Consider the following 25127-nt stretch of genomic DNA (forward strand, 5'->3'; position numbering starts at 1 on the left):
GGCTTGTGGCGGGGCAATTTCGCGGAAAGCCGCGCAGCCTCCCGGAAATTTCCTCACCCCGTCTTTCCCCGGAAAGGCGGGGCTTCTATCTCGCTCAGGGGTGCGCAGGCCGCACCCTGCCCGAGCGGAGAATTCATGGCGAAGAAGCTGCCATCCCCCTGCATCGATGTCTGCAAGTTCCGCCGCGAAGGCCATTGCATCGGTTGCTCGATGACCAAGGCGCAGAAGAAGATGTTCAAGACGCTGAAGCGCCCCGAGCATCGTGAGGGTTTTCTCACGATGCTGATCCACCAGCAGAAAGATCTGGGCAAGTACCGGCACTGGACACCGGCCTATCTCAAGAAATGCGCGAAGAAGGGCGTGGCACCGCCCCCCGCCCTGACCTGATCGGGCACCGGAACGAGGGCGCGCCATTCCTGTCCGATCGCGGCGGTGCCTCGGCCGAGGCAGGTCCGCGGCTTTCAAATGACTTTTTGACCGATAAGACCCGTAATCGAAGTCTCGTCGACGACGAACGATGCGTCTAGATCGGAACTTCAGAGCGTCGAAGCGCTCTCACCAACGACCCGGAAGAGAATGGGGGTGCTTGGTAGCGGAGGAGGGACTTGAACCCCCGACACGCGGATTATGATTCCGCTGCTCTAACCAACTGAGCTACTCCGCCTGAAGCGAGGCCGGAAGTATGACAGCGGGGCGGGGGCGTCAAGTCGAAAACGGCGGAAAAATCGCGGGCGCGAACCGAGGCGCGCGGCGGCGAGTTGTGAGGGCAGGGCGGCCGTGCTTCAGTGTTGCCTCCTGATCCCGCCGAAAGGCCATTCGCTCGATGCAAGACCCTACCGCCGATACCATTCGTGACGACGCACCAGCGCCGGTGGTCTGGCTCCTGGGGAAGACCGGGGCTGGGAAATCATCGCTGGTGCGGGCGCTCACCGGGCTCGATGAAATCGAGCTGGGCTCGGGATTCGCGCCCTGCACCCGCAGCGCCGTCATGTTCGACTTTCCCCAGAACCGGCCGTTGATGCGGTTTCTCGACACGCGCGGGCTGGGCGAGGCGGGCTACGACGCAGCGGAGGATCTGGCGCAATGCGAGGCGCGCAGCCATGCCATCCTCGCCATGGCGCGGCTCGACGATCCGGCACAGGCGGATCTCGAAGCGGCGCTACGCGAGGTGCGGCGACGCCAGCCCGGCATTCGGGTCATCGTGCTGCACACGGCCGCGGCCGAACTGCCCGACGACCAGTCCCGGTTTCGGGCGCGCGCCGCCATGCAGGCCCGGCTCGAACGCGCCGCGGGAGGCCCATTGCCCTCGCTGGAGATGTCCTTGGCCCCGGGCGAGACGCGCGGTCTCGAAGCGCTGTGCGACCTTCTGGGCGAGACCATGCCGGAGGTGGCGCTGCTGCTCGGGGGCGACGAACAAGTTGGCGATGGCTTCGAGGCGGTGCGCGGCGAGGTGTTGCGATATGCCGGGGCGGCAGCGGCGGCGGATCTGGCGCCCGTCGTCGGCATCGCCGCAGTGCCGGGGGTGCAGGCGGCGATGCTGCGGGCGCTGGCGCGGTATCACCGGGTCGACTGGAGCCGCGCCCGCGCCGCCGAATTCGCCGCCGCGCTGGGGCTCGGCGTAGCGCTGCGCTACGGCGCGGGCTACGCGATACGTCAGGCGGCCAAGCTGGTGCCGGTCGCGGGCCAGACGTTGGGCGCGGCGGCGGCAGGTGCCGCGAGCTTTGCCGCGACCTACGCGCTGGGCCGGGCCGCGCATCGATGGCTTGCGGGGGCGGCGGCCGGGGCACCGGTGCCGGAGGCCGAGTTGCGCGCGCTCTACCGCGAGGCGCTGCGCCGGGCGGAGCGGCGGTGAAGCCGCGCCCCTTGGCCCGGCTGCGCGGCGCGCTGCTGCGCTGGGACCGGTTGCTGATCGCGGTGTCGCTGGCGCTGCCCTTCCTGGTACCGTTCCTGCTGGGCTTCCTGTGGCTGACCGAGCATGACTGGCTGCTGCCCTATCTGGGCGTGTCCATCGGCGTCGCAGCGCTGGCCTTCGCGATGCGCTGGTTCGCCCGGCGCCGTCCCGGCGGCGGCCGGGCGCCATCGGTGCTGATGGATGAGATGAAGGTCGAATCCGACCCGGTCTGGACCGAGACCGAGCGCGAGACCTTCCGCGCCGCGCGCCGGCGCATCGAGCGCGAGACGGCAGAGCCCGTAGCCTGGACCGAGCTTCCCGATCTGGCGCTGTCGGTGATCGACGACATCGCCAAGGGCATGGGGCAGGAGGATCGCAAGGCGCTCGATTTCACGCTGCCCGAGGCGCTTTTGCTGACCGAGCGGGCGGCGTCGCGCTACCGTGACCACCTGCGCCGCCACGTGCCCTTCTCGGACCGGATCTCGCTGCACACGATCCACTGGATCTGGAAACATCGCGGCCGGGCGCAGCTTGCCATGGAAGCGGCCTTCGCCGGTCACCGGGTGCTGCGCTTCGCGCTCAATCCCGCGAAAGGCGTGATGCGCGAGGTGGAATGGCTGATGGCGGGGGGCAACACCGCCTATCTGGGCACGCAGATGATGGGCGTGCTGCAGGCGGTGCTGCTGGAGGAGGTGGCGCATGCCGCGGTCGAGCTCTATTCCGGACGGCTGCGTTTCTCGGACGCCGAACTGTTGCAGTTCCAGCTCGACGAGACCCGCGCCGACCGGGCCCGGCTGGCACAGCCCGACGCGCCGCTGCGGGTGTTGGTGCTGGGACAGGTCAGCGCCGGCAAGTCGACGCTGATCAACGCGCTTCTGGGCGAGGACCGGACCGAGACCGACATGGCGGCGACGACCGACGGGGTGGTGGCTTACGAGGCGGCCATCGACGGCACCGACTGCCTGCTGCTCGACACCCAAGGGATCGATGGTGGCGCGGCGCGGCAGCGGCGGCTGCTCGACGAGATGACGCAAAGCGACATCGTGCTGTGGGTGCTGCGCGCCAACCGGCCTGGCCGGGCCGCGGACAAGGCGCTGCTCGAAGCTTTCGAGAACTGGTTCGAGGAGCATCCCGACCGGCGCCGGCCGCCGCTCCTGCCGGTGGCGACGGCGGTCGATCGGCTGGCCTCCGGCTGGCCCTATCCCGAGCATCAGATGCCTGGCGAGGTCCGAGAGCGCATCGGCGCGGCGATGGATGCCATCGCCGAGGATCTGGGCGGCCTGCGGCCACGGGCGGTCAGCGCGGTGGAGCCCGACTGGAATCTCGACGCGGTGCGCAGCGCGCTGTCAGGCGCGGTGAGCGAAGGTCTCTTGGTGCAGCGCAACCGACTCCGGCTGGCGGCGGCGCGCCATGCCCGCGCGGGCGACACCCAGATCGCGCGGTCGGGCCGGGGGCTGTGGCAGGGGGCAAAGCTGATCGGCGGCAAGCTTCTGGGTCGCATGGGCGGAAACGAAAACGCCCGGCCTGAGGCCGGGCGTGGAGACAGGAAGCCGGAACCCCCGGAGGATCACTCGCCGTAGGGCACCCAGATGTTCTTGATCTGCGTGGCGCGGTGAAGGAAGCCGCGGCCTTGGCCATCGCGACCGGTCCAGTCGCGTGCCGCCCCGTCCTCGACCCAGGACTGCTTGAGGTTGCCTGCCGAGGCTTCCTCGATCATCCGGCCACCGGCTCCGGTGCCGAAATACCAGATGCCCGCCACGTCGTCGTGCTCCGCGAGGGTCTTGGCCAGCGCGTCGCGCTCGCCAGCAACGATGTTGACCACGCCGCCCGGCAGGTCCGAGGTGTCGAACACTTGATACAGATCGGTCGCGGCCAGCGGGTGGGTCTGCGACGGGATCGCGACCACCGCGTTGCCCATGGCGATCGCCGGCAGCACGAGGCTGACGAAGCCCAGAAGCGGCTGCGCGGTCGGGCAGGCGATGCCCATCACGCCCAGCGGCTCGTGCATGGCGAGCGTGACATGCGCGCTCTTGGTCTGGTGCACCGCGCCGTCGAACTTGTCGGCCTGCGCCGCGTACCAGAAGGTGCGGCGGATCGCGGTCTCGACCTCGGCCTGCGCCGCCGTCTTCGAGGCGCCGAACGAGGTCAGGCGTTCGGCGAACTCACCCGCCCGCGCCGAGAGGTTCTCGGCCACGTAGTAGAGCACCTGCGCGCGGTTGTGGCCCGTCGCCTTGCCCCAGCCCTTGGCCTTGTGCGCCGCCTCGACCGCGTTGCGGATGTCCTTGCGATTGCCGAGGCCCGCGAGGCCCACGGGTCCGCTCGCGCCCTGCACGGGGTAGGAGTAGCCCGAGTCGGGCCGTGCCTGCTTGCCGCCGATATAGAACTTGGCGGTGCGGTCGATCCGCGCGCCGGCGCCGGGCAGCGCCTCGCCGGGCTGGCCCACCGGAGCCGATGGCACGGCTTCGGGCTTGCGTGCCTTCGGCTTGGGATGGGTGAGGTAGGCCATCATGCCCTCGCGCCCGCCCTCGCGGCCGAAGCCGCTTTCGCGGTAGCCGCCGAAGCCCGCGCCCGCGTCGAAGACGTTGGTGCAGTTGATCCAGACCACGCCCGCCTTCACCTGCGCCGCGATGTCGAGGCAGAGGTTCACGTTCTCGGACCAGATCGAGGCGGCGAGGCCGTAGCGGGTGTTGTTGGCCAGCGCCACCGCGTCCTCTGGCGTGCGGAACGTGGTCACGGTCGCGACCGGGCCAAAGATCTCCTCGGTCGCCAGCGTCGAGGCGGGCTCGACCTTCATGGCAATGGTCGGCGGGAAGAAGCAGCCCTCGGGGGCGCTGCCCTGCACCAGCTCCGCGCCCTCGGCCACGCCCTGTGCGACGAGGCCGCGAATCCGCTCGAGCTGCACCGGGTGGACGATCGCGCCCATGTCGGTGTTCTTGTCGAGCGGGTCGCCGACGCGCAGCTGGCGCATCCGCTTCTCGAGCAGTTCCTCGAAGCGCTTGGCGACGCTCTCGGCCACCAGCACCCGCGCGCCGGCACAGCAGACCTGGCCCGCGTTGAACCAGATCGCGTCCACGACGCCCTCGACCGCGGCATCCAGATCGGCATCGGCGAAGACCACGAAGGGCGACTTGCCGCCCAGTTCCAGCGTCAGCGACTTGGCCGAACCGGCGGTTTCGCGACGGATGCGGCGGCCGACTTCGGTCGATCCGGTGAAGGCGATCTTGTCGAGGCCCTCATGCGCGACGATCGCGGCACCGGTGCGGCCGTCGCCGGTGACGATGTTGAGCACGCCCTTGGGCAGGCCGACCTCGGCCGCGATCTCGGCGAAGGCCAGCGCGGTGAGCGGGGTGTACTCGGCGGGCTTGAGCACCACGGTGTTGCCGGCGGCCAGCGCGGGCGCGACCTTCCACGCCAGCATCAGCAGCGGGAAGTTCCAAGGGATGATCTGGCCGCAGACGCCATGCGGCGCGGTGCCCGGAAGCTCGTCCTCCATGATCTCGGCCCAGCCGGCATGGTGGTAGAAGTGGCGCGCCACCAGCGGCACGTCGGCGTCGCGGCTCTCGCGGATCGGCTTGCCGTTGTCGAGGCTCTCGAGCACGGCGAGGAAGCGCGCGTGCTGCTGCACGTGGCGGGCGATGGCGTAGAGATACTTGGCCCGCTCGTGGCCGGGCAGCGCCGCCCAGCCGGGCTGGGCCGCGCGGGCGGCCTTGACGGCGGTGTCGACATCATCCTCGGTGCCCTGCGTGACCCGGCCCAGAAGCTCGTTCAAGGCGGGGGACAGGACGTCGAAGGTCTCGCCGGGCGCGGTGAAGGCGCCGTCGATGAAATGGCCGAAACCGGCCTCGTGCTTCTTGAGCCAATCGCGCACGATGGCGCTGTCCTCGGGGGCCTTGCCGTAATCCATGGTCGCGAGAATGTCCGTGATCGTGTTCATGACGCGCTCTCCCTCAGGCCAGCGAATGACGGTGGGCGGCGGCGTAGCGCCCGGTGACGTGGTGCTCCAACTGGCGCTCGATATCGCCCAGCATCGACGAGGCGCCGAGCCGGAACAGGTCGGGCTGGAGCCAGTCGTTCCCGAGCTCTTCCTTCATCAGGTACTGCCAGGCGAGCGCGTCCTTCGCGGATTTCATGCCGCCTGCGGGCTTGAAGCCGACCCGGTGGCCGGTGGCGTCGCCGTAGTCGCGCAGGGCGCGCACCATGGTCAGCGACACGGGCAGGGTGGCGTTGATGCCCTCCTTGCCGGTCGAGGTCTTGATGAAGTCGGCCCCCGCCTGCATCGCCACCATCGAGGCCGCGTAGACGTTGCGCAGCGTCGCGATGTCGCCGGTGGCGAGGATCGCCTTGAGATGCGCGTCGCCGCAGGCTTCGCGCATCGCCGCCACCTCGTCGTAGAGCGCGGCCCAGTCGCGTTTGAGCACGTGCTCGCGGGTGATGACGATGTCGATCTCATGCGCACCCTGATCGACGGTCCAGCGGATTTCCTCGAGCCGCAAATGCAGCGGCATCAGCCCGGCGGGAAAGCCGGTGGCGACCGAGGCCACGGGGATGCCGGTGCCGCGCAGCGCCTTCACGGCATGCGGCACCATGGTCGGATAGACGCACACCGCGCCGGTGGTCAGGCCCATGTCGGCGATGCCGAGCCCTTCCATGATGCGCGGCGCGAGCGGCTGGCGCGCCTTGGCGCAAAGCCGCTGCACACGGCCCTCGGTGTCATCGCCCGCCAGCGTGGTCAGGTCGATGCAGCGGATCGCGTTGACCAGCCAGGCGGCCTGATGGGTCTTCTTGACCGAGCGGCGGGTGGTCAGGGTCGCGGCGCGCCGTTCCGCCGCCGAGCGGTTGAGGGCGCGGCCTTCGAACATCGCCGGGTCGAGCTTTGTTCCGAGGTTGCGGGCTTGGTTCGTGAGGCTCTCGGGCTGGTCTGGCAGCGCGGCTGTGGTCATCGGTCGGGCTCCGGCCATGAAGGTGGACCCGGAATGTCTAACAGATAACGGTGATCTGCCTAGGGCGTCGCGACGGCACCTGTCGAAAGGTCAGGCCGGCGCGGGCATTTGCCCACCCCACGACCTTACCGCTCAACGCCGCACGGGCACTCCGGTCCGGCCAAGTATGCTGTCCTTCCGGTGCGAGTGCCAGATGTTCTGGGCCCCCTGTCACTATATGCGGCTCAATCAGAAAGCCTGACGATGCGTGACGGGCGTATCACTTGGTCAGGATCAGCTTGCCCGCGCGGGTGATGCGCAGCGTATAGCTCTGGCCGTCCAGCAGGATACGGGCACGGATGCCGTCGCCGGTCAGGGCGCGCGCGTCGTGAACGGGCAGGTCGGCGTCTTCGGCGCGCACCGGGTAGGGAAGGGTGGTCATCGGCGTCATGTCGAACTCCTCGAGCACAGGTCGAACACAGGGGCGCGGCTTGCCCGAGGGGCTGGCATGCGGTTGCCATTAAGTTGATTAAAATAATCTGGTTTGTCAATCGCACGCGTGTATCTGTCGGCGGGCCGCCGGTTTTACCATCCCCGGCGGGTGTCAATCGGCCAAGAAACGCCATTCCGTGAGTTGCCGGAATCCGGCCCCCGGCGTGATCCGGAAGGTCGGAAAGGCAGGGTGATGCGGCGCATCGGGCCAGCGCTGCGCTTCGATGGCGAGCCCTGCATAAGGTGCGAGCCCGGCGCGGTCGGCGTCGCGCCCGTCATAGACCTGAAGCCCCGGCGCCGTGGTGGCGATGCGCATCGTGACGCCACCGCCGATCATCTCCATGATCTCCCGCAACTCGGCATCCTCGTGCGACAGGCAGAAATTGTGGTCGAGCGGCGGCGCGCCCGGCGTGATCGCGCGCGGCGCCCGGAAATCATGGCTGCTTCCGGGGGTGGGGGCGATTTCGCCTGTGGGCAGCGATTCCGCGTCCGTGGGCAGCCAGTGCCCGGCCGCGACGCGCAGCAACTGCCCTTCGATCGTCGGGGTGCCGGCAAGGTTCCAGTAGCTGTGATTGACCGGGTTCATCAGCGTCGGCTCGTCGGTCGTGGCCTCGAGTTCGAGCCGCAAGGTGGCGGGGGCGCGCAGCGACCAGCGGGCGCTGATCCTGCGGTTGCCGGGAAATCCGTCCGCGCCGTCGGGTAGATCGACCGCGAGCGTCGCGGTGTCGGCGGTTTCCTCGATCACCTCCCAGATCTTGAACTGCGTGCCATGGCGTCCCGAATGCAGCAAGGCGCGGTGATGATTGGCGGTAAAGCGGTATTCCGCCCCGTCGATCGTGGCACGGGCACCGGCGATGCGGTTGGCGACGGGACCGATGATGGCCCCGAAGTATTTCATCGCCCCGTCATAGGCCGCGAGATCGTCCGAGCCGATCGTCAGGTTGCGCTCGAGCCCGTCGAGCCGAACCGCGTGCAGGATCGAGCCGCGCGTCAGCAGATCGACCGAGAGCCCCGCTCCCGAAAGCGACAGGCGGTGCACCGCGCGGCCCTGCGCGTCGGTGGCGAAGGGGGTCACAGGATCACCCGGTGCTCTTTCTGCCCCGGTGCCTCGGCCCGGACCTGGAAGGTACGGCCCGAATCCGGGCCGTCGGCGATCTCGGCCTCGGACAGCCCCGCCGTGGCCGAGGTGAGGTACATCGTCCGCATGTCGTCGCCGCCGAAGGCGGGGCAGGTGACCTGCGGCGCGGTGGGGCAGGGATGGACCGCCACCTCGCGCCCGTCGCGGTCGTAGCCCGCGACCCGGGCGGATCCCCATTGCGCGTTCCACAGCGTCCCTTCGGCGTCGACCACCGCGCCGTCGGGGTTGTGGCCCGCGCGCTTGCAATCGACGAAGACCTCGGCCTCGCCCACGGGCCAGCCATTCCCATCGGTCCGCTGGCGCATGATCATCCCGGTCGGCGTGTCCGAATAGTGGAGATACCCGCCCTCGGGTGGAAAGCAGATCGCATTGGGGATGGTCATGCCGGAACGGACCTGCCGCAGCTCGCCGCGATAGTAGCGGTAGAGCGCGCCGGCATTGGTCTCGGCGTCGATGCCCATGGTCGAGACGTAGAAGCCGCCATGCGGATCGGCGCGGCCGTCATTGGAGCGGGTGACAGGGTTGTCGCTGTCGAAATCGCAGACCCGCTCGCTCCGCCCGGTCTCGATGTCGAATGTCAGCAGCGCCTTGTTGGTGGCGACGAGCAGCGTGTCGCGATCGACCCAGCCGGCGCAGGAGGGCATGTCCTCGAAGGCCCAGTGCCGACCCGGCATGTGCAGGCGGCGACCGAGAATGTCGAACCAGAAGAGCTCTCCGCGTTCCGGATGCCACAGCGCGCCCTCGCCCAGCACACAAGAGGTGTCGTCGAAGACCTCGAAGGCGGCGCGCGCACTCATGCCACGGCCTCGTCGAAGGCCGCGACGATTTCGCGGGCGCGGCGCCCGACCTCCTCCACCGCAAGGCCCGGCGTGTAGAGCGCGGTGCCCAGACCGAACCCGTCGGCTCCGGCGGCGATCCAGTCGCGGAAGTTCGACGCCCCGGCGCCGCCCACGGCGTAGATCGGCGCCTCCGGGGGGAATACCGCGCGCATCGCCTTGAGCCCGTCGGGCCCGATCAGGCTCGCCGGGAACAGCTTGAGACCGGTGGCCCCGGCGGAGAGCGCCGCGAAGCCCTCGGTCGGGGTCATCACGCCGGGCCAGCTTTCCATGCCGGCCGCGACGGTGGCGTGAATCACCTCCGGGTCCATGTTGGGGGAGACCACGAGATTGCCGCCTGCCGCCTTCAACTCGGCGACCTGCGCGGTGGTAAGCACCGTGCCCGCGCCGATCGTGGCGCGGCCCGCGCAGGCGCTGGCCATGGCGCGGATGCTGTCGAAGGGGCGCGGCGAGTTCAGCGGCACCTCGATCACCGTGATGCCTTCGGCGATCAGCGCCTCGGCGACGGAAACGGCATCCTCAGGGGTGATGCCGCGCAGGATCGCGATCAGCGGTCGGGTCATGCGGTGGTCCTTTGCTTCCAGGCGGCGGTGAGGCCCGCCAGCGTCGCGGCGGTGCCGTTGGCCTGCGTCGCGGGCGCGCCCTGCGCGGCCAGCGCGCGGACATAGAGCCCCGCGAGGCCGCCGGCGCCGATCACCCCGATCTGCTGGCCGAGCCAGTAGGGTTTCGCGGCGGCGAGCTCGGCCCCGATCAGCAGCCCCGAGAGCCGGGCCCGCTGCACCGCGCCGCTCCGACCCTGCAGCAGCCCCTCGGCGCGGATCGAGAACAGCGCCGAGGCCAGCCGCTCGGGGCGCGACAGGGTCTCGGCCACGCCCCCGTCGAAGGCCGCCTCGTCCCAGCCTTCATTCGAGAGCGAATGGCGCAGCACGGTATGGGTGGACAGCGCCGCGAAGAGCTCGCCGGTCAGGAAGCTGCGAAAGCTCACCACCTCGCCGGCGCTGAGATGCGCCCATTTCGAATGGCTGCCCGGCAGGCAGAGCACGCCGTCCCACCCGGGATTGAGCGCGAGGAAGCCCGCGATCTGGGTCTCTTCACCGCGCATCACGTCGGCGGGGTCCGACTGCGACAGGCCGGGAATGATCGAAACGTCGAGTTCGCCGGGCGCGCGGGTCAACGCCGGCGACAGGGGTGGGCACGGGACCGACGCGTAGGACGCCTCGGCCCAGCCCTGCCTTGCGCCGACCATGCCGCAGGCGACGATCGGCACCGGCCCCTGTTCGAGCCAGTCACCGGCCAGAGCGCGCAGCGCGGTCTCGAAATCCTCGGGGGCGAGGCGGCCCATTCCCGCATCGGAGCCGCGCTCCTCGATCACCGTGCCGTCGCGACGCATCGCCCACCCACGCAGCCGCGAGGTGCCCCAGTCGAGTGCGATCCAATCGGGCCGGCTCATCCGGTCACGCTGACGCCGGCGTCGATCACCAGCATCTGGCTGGTCACCATCCGCGCGGCGTCCGAGGCAAGGAACAGCACGCCGCCCGCGATATCCTCGGGCTGCATCAGATCGGGCAGGCATTGGCGCTGGCGGTGCTTCTCCACCGCTTCGGGGCTGGCCCAGAGCGCCTTCTGCCGCTCGGTCATCACCCAGCCGGGGGCCAGGGCGTTGACGCGGATGCCGCGCCCGCCCCATTCGCGGGCGAGGCTGCGGGTCAGCCCCATGATCGCGGCATTCGCGGCGACATAGGCCGAGAGGCGTGGCACGCCCATCAGGTAGCTGCCGGAGGACATGTTGACGATCGCGCCGCCGCCCGCGGCCTCCATCATCGGCGCCACCTTCTGCGCGGCGAAGAAGTAAGGCTTGAGATTGACCGCGAGGCAGGCGTCCCACTCGGCCTCGGTCATCTCCTGCGCGTCGTGGCGGGTGTCGTCGGCGGCGTTGGAGACGAGCACGGTCACCGGGCCATGCGTCGTCGCGGCAGTGTCGATCGCGGCCATCAGGGCAGGGGTGTCGGTCACGTCGCCCTGCACGAAGAGCGGGCGGTTGCCGGTGCGGGCCTCCATCTCCTCGACCGTGGCGCTCGCATCGGCGCGGTCGAAGAAGGCGACCCGCGCACCCTGCCGCAGGAACGCCTCGACCAGCGCGGCCCCGATGCCGCTGGCGCCGCCGGTGAGGAACACCGAGGCGTCCTTCAGATCCGGATGGACCGCCTCAAACCCTGTACCGCTCTCCATCGTCCTCTCCCGTGCTGCGCAGGCAGAGTGTCACCGCCGCGCACGGAGTTACAAGGGTCGGCAAGGCGATCTGGATCCCTGTTTCATATAATGAGACGTTGGTTTCAAATACCGGGATCAATAGCAGAGTACCGTGTCGGCGGCATGGGCGAGGTCGATCAGCGTTTCGGGCATCGCGAACTCGGCCGGGTGGCCTTCGAGCAACTCCTCATCATAGCCGCGCGCCTTGGCCGACAGCCCGGAGACGCGGAATCGCGCCCCGGCCTCGGCCAGGGCCGTGAGATGGTCGGACAGCCGTCCCGTTCCCTGGCCCTCGATCCCGGCATGCGCGGGCGCGAGCAGATGCACCCCATCGCCGGCGAGGAACAGCGTGACGTCATGGCCCTTATGCGCGGCGGTCAGCGCGACTAGGCAGCCCAGCGTCGCCTTGTTGGGGTCGGCGGGACCGGTGTGGATATGCACGAGAAAGCGAGGCATGGGATCTCTCCGGGATCGGTCCCGCCCCGGCAGGGGGCGGGGGTTTCAGGAAACCGCCGACGCCCCCTTCCGGTCAAGCGCGGCCGGTCACGCGACCCGGCACAGAGCGCCATCCACTGCCGCGAGGATCTCGTCGATCTCGGACGTGCCGGCGATCAGCGCGGGCGCGAAGAGCAGCACGTTGTTGAAGCCCGGCACCGAGCGGTTGGTGGCCCCGATGATCACGCCCTGCTTAAGGCAATCGGCGACCACGGCCTGCACCAGCTTCTCGGAGACCGGCTCGCGCGTGTCGCGGTCGGCCACCAGCTCGGCCCCGGCGAACAGCCCCATGCCGCGCACGTCGCCGATCAACGCGTGCTTTTCCATCAGCGCCCTCAGCCCATCATGCAGGTAGGCGCCCATCCGCGTCGAGTTCTCGAGCAGGTTCTCCTCTTCGAGGATGCGCAGGTTCTCCAGCGCCGCGACCGGACCGGAGGTGCAGCCGCCGAAGGTCGAGATATCACGGAAATGCGCCATCGGGTCGGAGGCGTCCTTGAACTTCTCGAACACGGCCTCGGTGGTCACGCAGCATGAAATCGCGGCGTAGCCCGAGGCCACGCCCTTGGCCATGGTCACGATGTCGGGCTGCACCCCGAACTGTTGGTAGCCGAACCAGGTGCCGGTCCGGCCCATGCCGCAGACCACCTCGTCGATATGCAGCAGGATCTCGTATTTGCGACAGATCTCCTGCACCTTTTCCCAGTAGCCCTTGGGCGGCAGGATGATGCCGCCGCCGGCGGTGATCGGCTCGAGGCAGAGCGCACCGACCGTGTCGGGTCCCTCGCGCAGGATCACCTCCTCGATCGCCTCCGCGGCCCGGACCCCGTAATCCTCGCCCGCGAGCCCGTCCTGGGCCCGGTATTCGAGGCAATGCGGCACCATTGCGAATTCGGGCACGAAGGGACCGTATTGCGCGTTGCGCTCCAGCTGCCCGCCGGCCGAGAGGCAGGCGATGGTGGTGCCGTGATAGTCGCGCTCGCGGTAGAGGATCTTGGACTTGCGGCCGCCGTGATGCTTGTGGCTGATCTGGCGCACCATCTTGAAGGCCTTCTCGTTGGCCTCCGAACCGGAATTGGCGAAGTAGACCCGGGACAGCCCCGGCATCTTCTCGGTCAGCGCCTCGGCGAAGCGGGCGCCCGGCACCGTCCCTTGCGCGCCGGCGAAGTAGCACATCTTTACCAGTTGCTCGCGTACCGCATCGGCGATGCTTTCGCGCCCATAGCCGACATTGACGGTCCAGACCCCGCCGGACACCGCGTCGAGATGCTCCTTGCCGGTGATGTCCCAGACCCGCATGCCGCGCCCCTCGACGATGATGCGCGGATCGGTGGTCTCCAGCGCCCGGTGCTGGATCATGTGGTGCCAGACATGGGTCCGGTCGGCCTCGATGACGCGGGCGGGGTCGTTGTGCATCAGGTCTTCCATGGCGGGCCTCGCTGTCGGGATGTCGCCACCACTCTGCGCGGCGCGCGTTGCCGGTCAAGGAAAACCGGATTCGCATGACGCACAAAATTTACCGTTTGGAAAAAAATGATTCCGTGTCAGGCTCGGCAAAACGGAATGCTGCCACGGGGGACGCCAGATGCCTGCCCAGCCACAGACCGGACCGATCGCCGGACGCCTGCCTGCCGATGTGCTGGCACGGAACTTCTCGGACCTTCACCCTCCACTGAGCGCGCATGAGGCACGGGTCGCTGCGGATCGCTGCTACTTCTGCCATGACGCACCCTGCGTGACGGCCTGCCCCACCGAGATCGACATCCCGCTGTTCATCCGCGAGATCCAGGCCGGGCGCCCGGAAACCGCGGCGCGCGAGATCTTCGAAGCCAATATCCTGGGCGGCATGTGCGCCCGCGTCTGTCCGACCGAGGTGCTCTGCGAGGGCGCCTGCGTGCGCGAGGCGGCCGAGGGCAAGCCGGTGCAGATCGGGCTCTTGCAGCGCCATGCCACCGACAGCCTGATGGCGCGGCAGGGCCACCCCTTTACCCGCGCGCCCCGCACCGGCAAGCGCATCGCGGTTGTCGGCGCCGGGCCCGCCGGGCTCGCCTGCGCGCACCGGCTGGCGCGGCATGGCCATGACGTCGTGATCTTCGAGGGCGCGCCCAAGCCGGGCGGGCTCAACGAATACGGCATCGCCGCCTACAAGACCGTCGGTGATTTCGCGGCGCGCGAAGCGGCCTGGATCATGGGTATCGGCGGCATCGAGCTGCGGCACGGGCAATGGCTCGGTCGCGACGTGACGCTCGATGCGCTCCGGGAGGAATACGACGCGGTGTTCCTCGGCATCGGGCTTTCCGACGTCAACGCGCTCGGGCTCGAGGGCCCGCCGCTCGAGGGGACGCATGATGCCGTCACCTTCATCTCGGCGTTGCGCCAGGCGGAGGACCTGTCGACGCTGCCGATCGGCCGCGACGTGGTGGTGATCGGTGGCGGCATGACCGCGATCGACTGCGCGGTACAGGCCAAGGGGCTGGGTGCCGAGACCGTGACGCTGGTCTATCGCCGGGCGCGCGAGCGGATGGGGGCGAGCCTCTACGAGCAGGAGCTCGCGGCGCGGCGCGGCGTGCGGCTGATCTTCGAGGCCGCGCCCGTCGCGATCGAGGGCGAAGGGCGGCTTTCCGCCGTGGTGTTCGAGCGGATGGCGGAGGGGCCGGATGGCCTCGCCCCGACGGGGGAGCGATTCTCCCTGCCGGCGGATCAGCTGTTCCGTGCCGTCGGACAGCGCCTTGGGGACGCGAATGGCCTGGAAATCGTACATGGAAAGGTTGTGACGCAGGGTCGCGGCCGCACCGGCATGGACAAGGTTTGGGCCGGGGGAGACTGTGCCGGCGGTGGCGACGACCTCACCGTCACGGCCGTGGCGCAGGGTCGGGATGCCGCCGAAGACATTCACGGCTCACTCATGGAATAGACAAATGGCATTCACGGGCATCTTCATCCTGCCGCTTCCGGTCGATGACCAGGACCGCGCGCTGGCCTTCTACCGCGACCGGATCGGCATGGAGGTCGCGCTGGATGCCGATCTCGACGAGGACTGGCGCATGATCATGATGAAGCTGCCGGACACGCAGACCAAGATCCAGTTCGCGCGGCGCCAAGAGGTGAGTTACTCTGAGGAAGTCCCCGTGCTCTATCTCGAATGCGCGGATGTCGATGCCGAGGCCGCGCGGCTGAAGTCCGAAGGGGTGCGCTTCGTGTCGAACCCCACCGAGCTTCCCTGGAGCGACACCGAGCGCTTCGCGATGTTCCTCGACAGCGAAGGCAACACCATCGTGATGCACGCCACACCACCGGAAGGATGATGAGATGGCCGACCTGACCACCCGGTTCCTGGGCATCGAGAGCCCCAACCCGTTCTGGCTCGCTTCGGCGCCGCCCACGGACAAGGAATACAACGTCCGCCGCGCCTTCGAGGCCGGCTGGGGCGGGGTGGTCTGGAAAACGCTGGGGGCCGAGGGGCCACCGGTGGTCAACGTCAACGGCCCGCGCTACGGCGCCATCTACGGCGCCGACCGGCGGCTCCTGGGTCTCAACAACATCGAGTTGATCACCGATCGCGATCTCGAAACCAATCTGGAGGAGATGGCGCGGGTCAAGGCCGACTATCCCGACCGGGCGCTGATCGCCTCGATCATGGTGCCCTGCGAGGAGGCGGCCTGGAAGGCGATCCTGCCGCGGGTCGAGGAGACGAACGCGGACGGCATCGAGCTGAACTTCGGCTGTCCGCACGGCATGAGCGAGCGCGGCATGGGATCGGCGGTGGGGCAGGTGCCCGAATACATCGAGATGGTCACCCGCTGGTGCAAGCAGTATTACGACCGCCCGGTGATCGTGAAGCTCACCCCCAACATCACCGATGTGCGCAAGCCCGCCGAGGCCGCGAAGCGCGGCGGCGCCGACGCGGTGAGCCTGATCAACACGATCAACTCGATCACCTCGGTCGATCTCGACCTGATGGCGCCGCAGCCCACCATCGACGGCAAGGGCAGCCATGGCGGCTATTGCGGTCCCGCGGTCAAGCCGATCGCGCTGTCGATGGTCTCCGAGATCGCGCGGCACGAGGCGACGCGCGGCCTGCCGATCTCGGGCATCGGTGGCGTCACCACATGGCGCGACGCGGCCGAGTTCATGGTGCTGGGCGCCGGCACGGTGCAGGTCTGCACGGCGGTGATGACCTACGGCTTCCGGATCGTCGAGGAGATGTGCGCCGGGCTGTCCGACTGGATGGATGAAAAGGGTTATCGCTCGACCTCGGATTTCGTCGGCCAGGCGGTGCCCAACGTCACCGACTGGAAGAACCTCAATCTCAACTACGTCACCAAGGCGCGGATCGATCAGGAACTGTGCATCAAGTGCGGCCGCTGCTATGCCGCCTGCGAGGACACCTCGCACCAGGCAATCGCGATGACGCCGGACCGGGTGTTCGAGGTGATCGACGCGGAATGCGTCGCCTGCAACCTCTGCGTCGATGTCTGCCCGGTCGAGAACTGCATCGACATGGTCCGGATGGCGCCGGGGAGCGTCGATCCGCGCACCGGGCAGGTGGTGTCCGAGGATCACGCCGACTGGACCACCCATCCCAACAACCCGATGGCGCAGGCGGCGGAATAGCCGCCCTAGAGGCTGATCTGCTGGCCCAGTTCGATCACCCGGTCCGAGGGTAGATGATAGTGGTCATGCGCCGCCGCGGCGGTGCGCGTGAGCCCGATGAACAGCTTCTTGCGCCAGCGCGCCAAACCGGGCCGGTCCGAAAGTAGCACGGTGCGCCGGTTCAGGAAGAACGAAGTCGCGTGGATGTCGAAGCGCAGCCGCCGCCGCAGCGCCCGCGCGATGTTAGGCGGATCCATGTAGCCGAAGGTGACGTGGACCCGTTCGATGCCGTCACTCAGTGTCTCGACCACCAGCGAGACCACGGGGTCGAGATGTGGCTGATCCGAGATCATCACCGTGACGACGTAGCTGTGTTCGTGCAGCACTCCGTTGTGCTTGATATTGTGCAACATGTGTAACCGCCCCAAGCGCAAGAGGTATATTCAGAGCTGATCTTGGCGCGTCGTCGGGTGCTGACATGTGTCCGGCCTCTGATGCGGCCATACATGCCGCAGGCCCGTATGGTGTGCGCAGGTCGGATCCAAATCAACGCCGCGTGCTCGAAGGCACTCTGTTGCACACTGGTTTTCCCGATCCCGTCTCACGACCGTTGCGCCATACAACTCCTTGCCCTCTTTCGCTCCGACGCGCTCGCGGCCGACGCTGGCTTACGCCATCGCGACCGGAGACCTGTAGACGCCGCCTCGAGCCATCAAGGCCCAGACGATCCGCGCCATCTTGTTGGCCAGCGCCACCCGCACCAACATCGGCGGCTTGCGCGACAGCAGGCCGCCCAGCCAGGTGCCCGGCTGCGCCTCCTTGTGGACGTGTCGTTTGATGACGACGCTATTGGCACCGATGATGAGAAGACGTCGCAAGGACCGCTCCCCCATCTTCGTGGTGGCACCCAGACGCTGCTTGCCGCCCGTCGAATGCTGTCGCGGCACCAAGCCGAGCCAGGCGGCAAAGTCCCGACCCCTTCGGAACGTCTCTGGCGGGGGCGCCAGAACCGCAATCGCCGTGGCGATCAGCGGGCCAATGCCCGGGACCGTCATCAGCCGTCGCGCGACGTCGTTCTCCTTGGCGCGGCGGGCAATCTCTGCGTCGAGCTTCCCGATCTGAGCGTCGAGCTGGGCCAGCGTTCCGACCAGAACTTCCAAGGTGCCTCGTGCATCGTCCGGCAAGCCACTGTCCCGGTCCTCCACAAGCGCCACCAGGCGCGCGGCGTTGGCGGCCCCTTGTGACACCACAGCCCCGAACTCGGCTAAGTGGCCCCGCAGGGCGTTGATCGCTTGGGTGCGCTGCCGGATCAGAAGCTCCCGGACGCGGAAGACCATGGCCGCACCCTGGGTCGCTTCACTCTTCACCGGCACAAAACGCATCGACGGGCGCTGCGCCGCCTCGCAGATCGCCTCGGCATCGGCCGCATCGTTCTTTTGGCGTTTGACAAAGGGCTTCACATACGCTGGCGGGATCAGCCGCACCTCGTGGCCCAGCCTACCGATTTCACGGCCCCAGAAATGGGCACCGCCACAGGCTTCCATGGCGACGAGGCACGGTGGCACTTGGCTGAAAAAGGACAGAACCTGATCCCGGCGCAGCTTCTTGCGAATGACCGCGTTGCCGGAGCCATCAGCTCCATGCACCTGAAACACGTTCTTCGCCAGATCCAGACCGATTGTGGTAACGTCCGACATGACCGCCCTCCAATGTGGATTGTTGCAAACCCACCTTGGCACATCGATGCCGTCGGGGGGCGGTCACATCATCAGCGCCGGCGGCGCCATCACGGGCTCGGCGGTGAGGAACACGGCGGTACCGGGCACGCGGCGCAGCCTGCTCGAATGCGACAGGGACTTGACCAGTGCTTCCATCGTCACGCCGCGGGCGCGTGACCGGTCCTGCACGATCACCGAGCCGCGCAACCAGGTGGCCATGACGACGCAGAGCGCCGCAGCTACGGCCAGCGGCACGTAGCCGCCATCCGTCACCTTGGTCATGTTCACCCCGAACAGCGCCGACTCGACCGCCAGGATCAGTGCCGTCAGCGGCACCGCCAGCCCTCGAGGCCAGTTCCAGACCCGCCGCATCACCACATAGGCCAGCAGCGTCGTGATCAACATCTCGCCGGTCACCGCGATGCCATAGGCGGCGGCGAGGCCGGAGGAACTGCCGAAGCTCAGTACCAGCACCACCACGCAGAACAGCAGCATCACGTTGATCCGCGGCAGGTAGATCTGACCACGCTGCGTGGTCGAAGTGTGGTGTACCGCCATGCGCGGCAGGAGGCCCAACTGCATCGCCTGGTAGGCAAATGAGAAGGCGCCGGTGATCACGGCCTGGCTGGCGATCACCGTGGCCAGCGTGGCGAGGCCGATCAGCCCCGGCAGTGCCCAGCCCGGCGCCAGCAGGAAGAACGGGTCGCGAGCGGCCGAAGGGTCCGACAGCACCAGCGCGCCCTGACCGGCATAGCTCAGCATCAGGCAGGGCAGGGCGATGCAGGTCCAGGCGAGGCGGATCGGCCGGCGCCCGAAATGCCCCATGTCGGCATAGAGCGCCTCGGCGCCGGTCACCGCGAGGAAGGCGGCGCCGAGGATCGGCACCACCGCGCCGCCGCCATGCCACAGCAGCTCCAGGCCGGGCAGTGGGCTCAACGCCGCGAGGATCACGGGATGCCGTACCACTGCCACGAGGCCGAGGCCACCCAACGTCAAGAACCACGCCAGCATCACCGGGCCGAACAGCCGCGAGATCCCCCCGGTGCCGCCGCGCTGGGCCCAGAACAGGGCGCAAAGGATGACGATGACCGCGGGGATCACCCAAGGCTCGAAGCCTGGCGCCAGCAGCGTCACCCCTTCGATCGCCGAGAGTACGGAAATTGCCGGGGTGATCATCGCGTCGCCGAAGAACAGCGCCGCGCCGAGAATGCCCAGCGCCATCAGCCCCCAACTGCGTCGTCCCACCGCGCGGGTGGCCAGCGCCAGAAGCGACAGCGTGCCGCCCTCGCCGTTGTTGTCGGCGCGCAGCATCAGCACCACGTATTTCAGCGTGGCGATGCCGATCAGCAGCCACAACAGGAGCGAGACGGTGCCAATGACCGTCACAGGGGCGGGGGCGCCGGTTTCGCCGCCTGCTGCGGCAAGACCTTCGCGCAGGGCGTAGATCGGCGATGTCCCGATATCGCCCACAACGACGCCAAGGGCGCCGAGTGTCAGGGCTGGTGTGGCGGAGGAAAAAGCGTGGCCGCGTGGGGCGGCATGTGTCGGGGCATGCATGTGAGCGGCCAAGATGACGATGCGCATAGATGCGCCCGCCGGCTCCGGTGTTCAAGTGTTCTTGTGCGAAATCCCGAGTGCCGCGCCGAAGAGGTGATCGAGCCAAGCTTCGGCGCCCGGGTAGGGATTGGTTTTCCCCATGATCGCGCGTACCTGCACCTCGAAATCGGCATAGTGCTGGGTCAGGGCCCAGATCGAGAAAATCAGGTGATAGGGGTCGACGGGTCCGATCCGCCCTGATTCCGACCAGGCCGCGATCACCGCGGCCTTCTCGTCGACCAGCGCCTTCAACTCGCCCTCCAATACCGGCCGCGCACGGGGCGCGCCTTGCAGGATTTCGTTGGCGAAAAGCCGGCTTTCGCGCGGGTGGTCGCGGCTCATCTCCAGCTTCCGCCGCACGTAACCCAAGATCTGCTCGCGCGGCTCGCCTTCGGCATCCATCTCGCGCAGCGGCGCCAGCCACAGCTCGAGCAGATCCTCGAGAATGGCGAGGTGCAGCGCCTCCTTGGAGCGGAAATAATAGAGCAGGTTCGGCTTCGACAGCCCCGCCGCCTGCGCGATCCGGTCCAGCGTTGCGCCCCTGAAGCCACGCGCCGCGAAAACCTCGAGCGCCGCCTCGAGGATGGCGGCCCGGTTGCGGACCTGGATCCGGGTGCGGGGCGGGCTCTTGGTCATCTCCGGTCCTGTCGAACGGGCGGAACGACCCGCCGCTGCCTCGTCTCGCATCGTTTCGAGCCCCGACCGGGGGCGCGCTCACGCGATCCTTGACTGGTGTCGGGACTTTGATAGCGTTAATTTTACCGAGCGGTCAAATCGAAGCCGCGCGGGGTCCGACCGGCAGCAAGGCGAGGAACCCAGCATGTCCGCACCCGGCGAAAATCTCAAGATCGACGGCGCGCGGCTCTGGTCCAGCCTGATGGAGATGGCCGAGATCGGCCCCGGCGTGGCGGGCGGCAACAATCGCCAGACCCTGACGGATGCGGATGCCGAAGGCCGGGCGCTGTTCGCGAAGTGGTGCGAGGCCGCGGGCCTGTCGATGGGCGTCGACAAGATGGGATCAATGTTCGCACGCCGCGAGGGCGAGGATTCCGACGCGCTACCGGTCTATGTCGGCAGCCATCTCGATACCCAGCCTACGGGCGGCAAGTATGACGGCGTGCTGGGCGTGCTCGGCGGGCTCGAGATCATCCGTACGCTCGATGACATGGGAATCAGGACCCGCCGGCCGATTGTCGTCGTGAACTGGACCAACGAGGAAGGCACCCGCTTCGCCCCGGCGATGATGGCCTCGGGCGTGTTCGCCGGGCAGCACGATCTCGACTGGGCCTATGCGCGCGAGGATGCGGATGGAAAATCCTTCGGCGCCGAACTGGAACGGATCGGCTGGAAGGGCGAGGAGGAGGTTGGCGCGCGCAAGATGCATGCGCTCTTCGAGTTGCATATCGAGCAGGGCCCGATCCTCGAGGCCGAAGAGAAAGATATCGGCGTGGTCACTCACGGCCAGGGGCTGTGGTGGCTGGAGGTCCGGCTCACCGGCAAGGAAAGCCATACCGGCTCCACCCCGATGCACATGCGGGTCAATGCCGGGCTCGGCATGGCGCGGATCACCGAGGCGGTGCACCGCATCGCGATGGAGCACCAGCCCGACGCGGTGGGCGCGGTCGGGCAGGCCAATGTCTGGCCGAACTCCCGCAACGTGATCCCGGGCCGCGCGGTCTTCACCGTCGACATCCGCTCGCCGGATGCCGAGAAGCTCGCCGTGATGCGCAAGGCGGTCGAGACCGAGGCGGCGCGGATCGCCGACGAGCTCGGGCTCGGACTCGAGATCGAGCCCACCGGGCATTTCGAGCCGGTCACCTTCGACCCGGACTGCGTCGGCATGGTACGCGCCGCCGCCGAGCGATTGGGTTACGGCCATCGCGACATCGTTTCGGGCGCCGGACACGACGCCTGCTGGATCGCCGGCATCGCCCCGACCGCCATGGTGATGTGCCCCTGCAAGGACGGGCTGAGCCATAACGAGGCCGAGGAGATCACGCAGGACTGGGCGACCAAGGGCTGCGACGTGCTGCTGCACGCGGTGATCGAGGCCGCCGAGGTGGTGTCTTGAAACGTTCACCGGACATGCAGGGCTTGACCTCTCCCGGTTCCGGCCTTTCTGGATCGGCAAGCCAGATGTTCAGGAGAGCCCGATGACCAGACTGCCCCGACTGCTGCCCCTATTGGCGGCGCTGCCGCTGCTCGCCGCCTGCGAGGAAGTGCGTACCGTGGCCGTGCCGCAACCCGCTCCGGTGTTTCCCGCGCCGCAGGCGGCGCCCGCTCCCGCGCCCGAACCGACGCCAGCGCCGGCCCGGCTCGAAAGCCCCGCCCAGGTGACCACGGCGCCATTGTCGGACGGTGGTGACACGACCGCCGCGGCGGCCCCCCGGCCACCTGCCGGCGCCATCACCGCGACATCCCCGCAGGAGGTGGTCTCCGCCCCGGAGGCCGTGCTCGCCGCGCTCCTGCCCGGGACGCCGCCCTCGGCCGTGTTCCAGAATGGCGATGGCTGCTACCTGTTCTCGATCGAGCGCACCGAGCCGCTGAGCGGCTACCCGGTACGCGACGAAAACGGCGTGCCGCTGTGTGAAAACGACGACGGCACGGTGGGGCCGCGTCCCTCAAGCTGATCCGGGCAGTTCGGGGGCGATGCCGGCCGACCACGCGCCGCCGCCCCCTTCCGCCCGCCGACCCTTTCGAGCCGGAGCGCGCCACCGAGCGCGCGCCCGGGACGTGCCACGGCCCCCGCACGAGGGGCCGGGCCTGACAGAGAGGGAACGGAAATGGGCTCCAAGGTCATCAGGAACGGTACCATCGTCACGGCGGATCTGACTTACGAGGCGGATCTGCTGATCGAGGGCGGGCGCATCGCCGCCATCGGAAAGGGGCTGGCCGGCGACGAGGAACTCGACGCCACGGGCTGTTACGTGATGCCCGGCGGCATCGACCCGCACACCCATCTGGAGATGCCCTTCATGGGCACCCATTCCACCGATGATTTCGGTTCGGGCACCCGCGCGGCGCTGGCCGGCGGCACCACCATGGTGGTGGATTTCGCGCTTCCCAGCCCGGGCCAGAGCCTGCTCGACGCGCTGAAAGTCTGGCACAACAAGTCGGGTCAGGCGGCCTGCGACTATTCCTACCACATGGCGATCACCTGGTGGGACCGTCAGGTCTTCGACGAGATGGAAACCGTCGTGCGCGATCACGGCATCACCACCTTCAAGCACTTCATGGCCTACAAGGGCGCCTTGATGGTGAACGACGATGAGCTGTTCGCGAGCTTCCGTCGCTGCGCCGAGCTGGGCGCGATCCCGCTGGTGCATGCCGAGAACGGCGACGTGGTGGCCGAGCTGCAGGCCAAGCTTCTGGCCGAGGGCAATACCGGCCCAGAGGCGCATGCCTATTCGCGCCCCTCCTCGGTCGAGGGGGAGGCGACCAACCGCGCGATCATGATCGCCGACATGGCGGGCGTGCCGCTCTACGTCGTCCATGTCTCCTGCGAGGAGGCACATGAGGCGATCCGCCGCGCCAAGATGCTGGGCAAGCGGGTCTGGGGCGAGCCGCTGATCCAGCACCTGATCCTCGACGAGAGCGAATACGCCCATCCCGACTGGGACCACGCGGCGCGCCGGGTGATGAGCCCGCCATTCCGCGACAAGCGCCATCAGGACAGCCTCTGGGCCGGTCTGGCCTCGGGCACGCTCTCGGTGGTGGCGACCGATCACTGCGCCTTCACCACCGAGCAGAAGCGCAACGGGCTGGGCGATTTCACCAAGATCCCCAATGGCACCGGCGGGCTCGAGGACCGGATGCCCCTGTTGTGGACGCATGGGGTCAACACCGGCCGGATCACCATGAACGAGTTCGTCGCCGTCACCTCGACCAACAGCGCCAAGATCCTCGGCTGCTACCCGAAAAAGGGCGCGATCCTCGTCGGAGCCGATGCCGACATCGTGGTCTGGGATCCGGAAAAGGAAAAGACCATCACCGCCGCCGGGCAGGCGTCTGCGATCGATTACAACGTCTTCGAGGGGCAGAAGGTGAAGGGCCTGCCGCGCTACGTGCTGAGCCGCGGCCATGTCTCGCTGCGCGACGGCACGCTGGATACGCATGAGGGTCATGGCGAATTCGTCGCGCGCGAGCCGCAGGGCCCGGTCAACCGGGCGCTCTCGTCATGGAAGGCGCTGACCGCACCGCGCCCGGTCGAACGCTCGGGCATTCCGGCGAGCGGGGTGTGAGGGCGATGGGGCGGGGGGCGCGCCGATGATGAATGCGCCGATCCCCCAGACCGCCATCTCGGCGCGCGGCGTCGACCTCACCTTCGAGACCGCGGACGGTCCGGTTCACGCCCTCAAGGGCGTGGATCTCGACATCGCGAAGGGCGAGTTCGTCTCCTTCATCGGCCCGTCGGGCTGCGGCAAGACCACATTTCTTCGGGTGGTCGCGGCACTGGAGCAGCCCACGGCTGGCGAGGTTTCGGTCAATGGAATGAGCCCCGACGAGGCGCGCCGGGCCCGGGCCTATGGTTACGTGTTCCAGGCGGCCGGGCTCTACCCCTGGCGCACCATCGGCGGCAACATCGCGCTGCCGCTCGAGATCATGGGGTTTCCCAAGGCCGAGCGGAAACGGCGGGTACGCGAGGTGCTGGAACTGGTCGAGTTGGGCGGGTTCGAGAAGAAGTATCCTTGGCAATTGTCGGGCGGGATGCAGCAACGGGCGAGCATCGCACGGGCGCTGGCGTTCGATGCCGACATCCTGCTGATGGACGAACCCTTCGGTGCGCTGGACGAGATCGTGCGGGACCGGCTCAACGAGGAACTGCTCAGGCTCTGGGCCGCGACCGGCAAGACCACGCTTTTCGTGACCCACTCGATTCCCGAGGCGGTGTATCTCTCGACCAAGATCGTGGTGATGAGTCCGCGACCCGGGCGGATCAGCGACGTGATCGACAGCCCGCTGCCGCGCGAGCGCCCGCTCGACATCCGCGACAGCCCCGAATTCATCGAGATCGCGCACCGGGTGCGCGAGGGACTGAGGGCCGGCCATGAAGAGGTGTGAGACACAATCGGGCTCCCCACCCATGGCGAGCGGGAAGCCCTGTCGCATGGCGACTTCGTTCGCGGTCATCGGCTCGCCAGCCTGTACCGCGCCTCCAAGTAAGCCGGACATGGTTACTTTGTTCTTAGAATACGCAAGTAG

General features: G+C 68.2%; 24 protein-coding genes and 1 tRNA gene. 10 read left to right on the forward strand and 15 right to left on the reverse strand.

Annotation, left to right across the window (positions count from 1 at the left end; all coding sequences use genetic code 11):
• Nucleotides 1-135 precede the first annotated feature (135 nt).
• Nucleotides 136-387, forward strand: a complete 252-nt coding sequence (locus ACRAQ3_RS02710) for a DUF1289 domain-containing protein (RefSeq protein WP_432255582.1) — start codon at nucleotides 136-138, stop codon at nucleotides 385-387.
• Between the two features lie 200 nt (nucleotides 388-587).
• Here ACRAQ3_RS02710 and ACRAQ3_RS02715 read toward each other — a convergent pair.
• Nucleotides 588-664 (reverse strand) — tRNA-Met (locus tag ACRAQ3_RS02715).
• Nucleotides 665-823: 159 nt separating this feature from the next.
• On the opposite strand from ACRAQ3_RS02715, the gene ACRAQ3_RS02720 reads away from it, so the two are divergent.
• Together ACRAQ3_RS02720 and ACRAQ3_RS02725 are read left to right on the forward strand one after the other, a co-directional pair.
• Entirely contained in the window at nucleotides 824-1852 is a 1029-nt protein-coding gene (locus ACRAQ3_RS02720; RefSeq protein ID WP_432255583.1) for a GTPase, read from the forward strand.
• Nucleotides 1849-3471, forward strand: coding sequence for a GTPase family protein (locus ACRAQ3_RS02725; RefSeq protein WP_269397780.1), 1623 nt, complete (start codon nucleotides 1849-1851; stop codon nucleotides 3469-3471). The genes ACRAQ3_RS02720 and ACRAQ3_RS02725 overlap by 4 nt, the downstream gene beginning before the upstream one ends.
• Here the strand turns inward: ACRAQ3_RS02725 and ACRAQ3_RS02730 are convergent.
• The 10 genes from ACRAQ3_RS02730 to ACRAQ3_RS02775 form a co-directional block, all read right to left on the reverse strand.
• Nucleotides 3459-5825 carry an aldehyde dehydrogenase family protein gene (locus ACRAQ3_RS02730; protein WP_432255584.1) on the reverse strand — a complete coding sequence of 789 codons (2367 nt, stop codon included), beginning with the start codon at nucleotides 5823-5825 and terminating at the stop codon, nucleotides 3459-3461. The two genes, ACRAQ3_RS02725 and ACRAQ3_RS02730, sit on opposite strands and share 13 nt — an antisense overlap.
• 13 nt (nucleotides 5826-5838) lie before the next feature.
• A complete protein-coding gene (gene deoC / locus ACRAQ3_RS02735) occupies nucleotides 5839-6831 on the reverse strand; it encodes a deoxyribose-phosphate aldolase (RefSeq protein ID WP_432255585.1) in 993 nt (330 codons plus the stop codon).
• A gap of 259 nt (nucleotides 6832-7090) precedes the next feature.
• Nucleotides 7091-7252 (reverse strand): hemin uptake protein HemP, encoded by a 162-nt coding sequence (gene hemP, locus ACRAQ3_RS02740; protein WP_085897212.1) that lies wholly within the window; start codon nucleotides 7250-7252, stop codon nucleotides 7091-7093.
• A gap of 162 nt (nucleotides 7253-7414) precedes the next feature.
• The gene (locus ACRAQ3_RS02745; protein ID WP_432255586.1) at nucleotides 7415-8377 is read right to left on the reverse strand and encodes an aldose epimerase family protein; all 963 of its coding nucleotides are present in this window, start codon (nucleotides 8375-8377) and stop codon (nucleotides 7415-7417) included.
• Nucleotides 8374-9237, reverse strand: a complete 864-nt coding sequence (locus tag ACRAQ3_RS02750) for an SMP-30/gluconolactonase/LRE family protein (RefSeq protein ID WP_432255587.1) — start codon at nucleotides 9235-9237, stop codon at nucleotides 8374-8376. The genes ACRAQ3_RS02745 and ACRAQ3_RS02750 overlap by 4 nt, the downstream gene beginning before the upstream one ends.
• Nucleotides 9234-9839, reverse strand: a complete 606-nt coding sequence (locus ACRAQ3_RS02755) for a 2-dehydro-3-deoxy-6-phosphogalactonate aldolase (RefSeq protein WP_432255588.1) — start codon at nucleotides 9837-9839, stop codon at nucleotides 9234-9236. Before ACRAQ3_RS02755 ends, ACRAQ3_RS02750 begins: the two co-directional genes overlap by 4 nt.
• Entirely contained in the window at nucleotides 9836-10726 is an 891-nt protein-coding gene (locus ACRAQ3_RS02760) for a 2-dehydro-3-deoxygalactonokinase (protein WP_432255589.1), read from the reverse strand. Before ACRAQ3_RS02760 ends, ACRAQ3_RS02755 begins: the two co-directional genes overlap by 4 nt.
• The gene (locus tag ACRAQ3_RS02765; RefSeq protein WP_269397786.1) at nucleotides 10723-11505 is read right to left on the reverse strand and encodes an SDR family NAD(P)-dependent oxidoreductase; all 783 of its coding nucleotides are present in this window, start codon (nucleotides 11503-11505) and stop codon (nucleotides 10723-10725) included. The genes ACRAQ3_RS02760 and ACRAQ3_RS02765 overlap by 4 nt, the downstream gene beginning before the upstream one ends.
• A gap of 117 nt (nucleotides 11506-11622) precedes the next feature.
• The gene (locus ACRAQ3_RS02770; RefSeq protein WP_269397787.1) at nucleotides 11623-11982 is read right to left on the reverse strand and encodes a DsrE family protein; all 360 of its coding nucleotides are present in this window, start codon (nucleotides 11980-11982) and stop codon (nucleotides 11623-11625) included.
• 87 nt (nucleotides 11983-12069) lie between these two features.
• Nucleotides 12070-13446, reverse strand: a complete 1377-nt coding sequence (locus ACRAQ3_RS02775) for an aspartate aminotransferase family protein (protein WP_432255590.1) — start codon at nucleotides 13444-13446, stop codon at nucleotides 12070-12072.
• 157 nt (nucleotides 13447-13603) lie between these two features.
• Here ACRAQ3_RS02775 and ACRAQ3_RS02780 point away from each other — a divergent pair, with 157 nt between their 5' ends.
• From ACRAQ3_RS02780 to preA, 3 genes are read left to right on the forward strand one after another with little or no spacing between them, the layout of a single operon-like run.
• Complete coding sequence (locus ACRAQ3_RS02780) at nucleotides 13604-14932, forward strand: NAD(P)-dependent oxidoreductase (protein WP_432255591.1); 1329 nt, start codon at nucleotides 13604-13606, stop codon at nucleotides 14930-14932.
• A 4-nt stretch (nucleotides 14933-14936) separates the two neighbouring features.
• Nucleotides 14937-15323 (forward strand): VOC family protein, encoded by a 387-nt coding sequence (locus tag ACRAQ3_RS02785; protein WP_165761475.1) that lies wholly within the window; start codon nucleotides 14937-14939, stop codon nucleotides 15321-15323.
• Between the two features lie 4 nt (nucleotides 15324-15327).
• The gene (gene preA, locus ACRAQ3_RS02790; protein ID WP_432255592.1) at nucleotides 15328-16632 is read left to right on the forward strand and encodes an NAD-dependent dihydropyrimidine dehydrogenase subunit PreA; all 1305 of its coding nucleotides are present in this window, start codon (nucleotides 15328-15330) and stop codon (nucleotides 16630-16632) included.
• Nucleotides 16633-16637: 5 nt separating this feature from the next.
• Here the strand turns inward: preA and ACRAQ3_RS02795 are convergent, their stop codons facing one another.
• The 4 genes from ACRAQ3_RS02795 to ACRAQ3_RS02810 form a co-directional block, all read right to left on the reverse strand.
• Nucleotides 16638-17024, reverse strand: a complete 387-nt coding sequence (locus ACRAQ3_RS02795; protein ID WP_432255593.1) for a KUP/HAK/KT family potassium transporter — start codon at nucleotides 17022-17024, stop codon at nucleotides 16638-16640.
• 255 nt (nucleotides 17025-17279) lie between these two features.
• Entirely contained in the window at nucleotides 17280-18308 is a 1029-nt protein-coding gene (locus ACRAQ3_RS02800; RefSeq protein ID WP_432255594.1) for an IS110 family transposase, read from the reverse strand.
• 63 nt (nucleotides 18309-18371) lie between these two features.
• Nucleotides 18372-19913: a potassium transporter Kup gene (locus tag ACRAQ3_RS02805; RefSeq protein ID WP_432255595.1), complete on the reverse strand. Its 1542-nt coding sequence runs from the start codon at nucleotides 19911-19913 to the stop codon at nucleotides 18372-18374.
• Nucleotides 19914-19937: 24 nt separating this feature from the next.
• A complete protein-coding gene (locus ACRAQ3_RS02810) occupies nucleotides 19938-20561 on the reverse strand; it encodes a TetR family transcriptional regulator C-terminal domain-containing protein (protein ID WP_432255596.1) in 624 nt (207 codons plus the stop codon).
• Between the two features lie 184 nt (nucleotides 20562-20745).
• Between ACRAQ3_RS02810 and ACRAQ3_RS02815 the strand changes: the two genes are divergently transcribed.
• The 4 genes from ACRAQ3_RS02815 to ACRAQ3_RS02830 all read left to right on the forward strand — a co-directional run bounded on the left by ACRAQ3_RS02815 (nucleotide 20746) and on the right by ACRAQ3_RS02830 (nucleotide 24986).
• The gene (locus ACRAQ3_RS02815; RefSeq protein ID WP_432255597.1) at nucleotides 20746-21996 is read left to right on the forward strand and encodes a Zn-dependent hydrolase; all 1251 of its coding nucleotides are present in this window, start codon (nucleotides 20746-20748) and stop codon (nucleotides 21994-21996) included.
• Nucleotides 21997-22078: 82 nt separating this feature from the next.
• Nucleotides 22079-22555, forward strand: coding sequence for a hypothetical protein (locus ACRAQ3_RS02820; protein ID WP_432255598.1), 477 nt, complete (start codon nucleotides 22079-22081; stop codon nucleotides 22553-22555).
• 153 nt (nucleotides 22556-22708) lie between these two features.
• Entirely contained in the window at nucleotides 22709-24166 is a 1458-nt protein-coding gene (gene hydA / locus ACRAQ3_RS02825; RefSeq protein ID WP_432255599.1) for a dihydropyrimidinase, read from the forward strand.
• A 25-nt stretch (nucleotides 24167-24191) separates the two neighbouring features.
• On the forward strand, nucleotides 24192-24986 hold the full coding sequence (locus tag ACRAQ3_RS02830) for an ABC transporter ATP-binding protein (RefSeq protein WP_432255600.1): 795 nt from the start codon (nucleotides 24192-24194) through the stop codon (nucleotides 24984-24986).
• The last annotated feature ends 141 nt before the right edge of the window (nucleotides 24987-25127 follow it).

The organism is Limimaricola sp. AA108-03 (genome assembly GCF_050847355.1).
Taxonomy (GTDB): domain Bacteria; phylum Pseudomonadota; class Alphaproteobacteria; order Rhodobacterales; family Rhodobacteraceae; genus Limimaricola.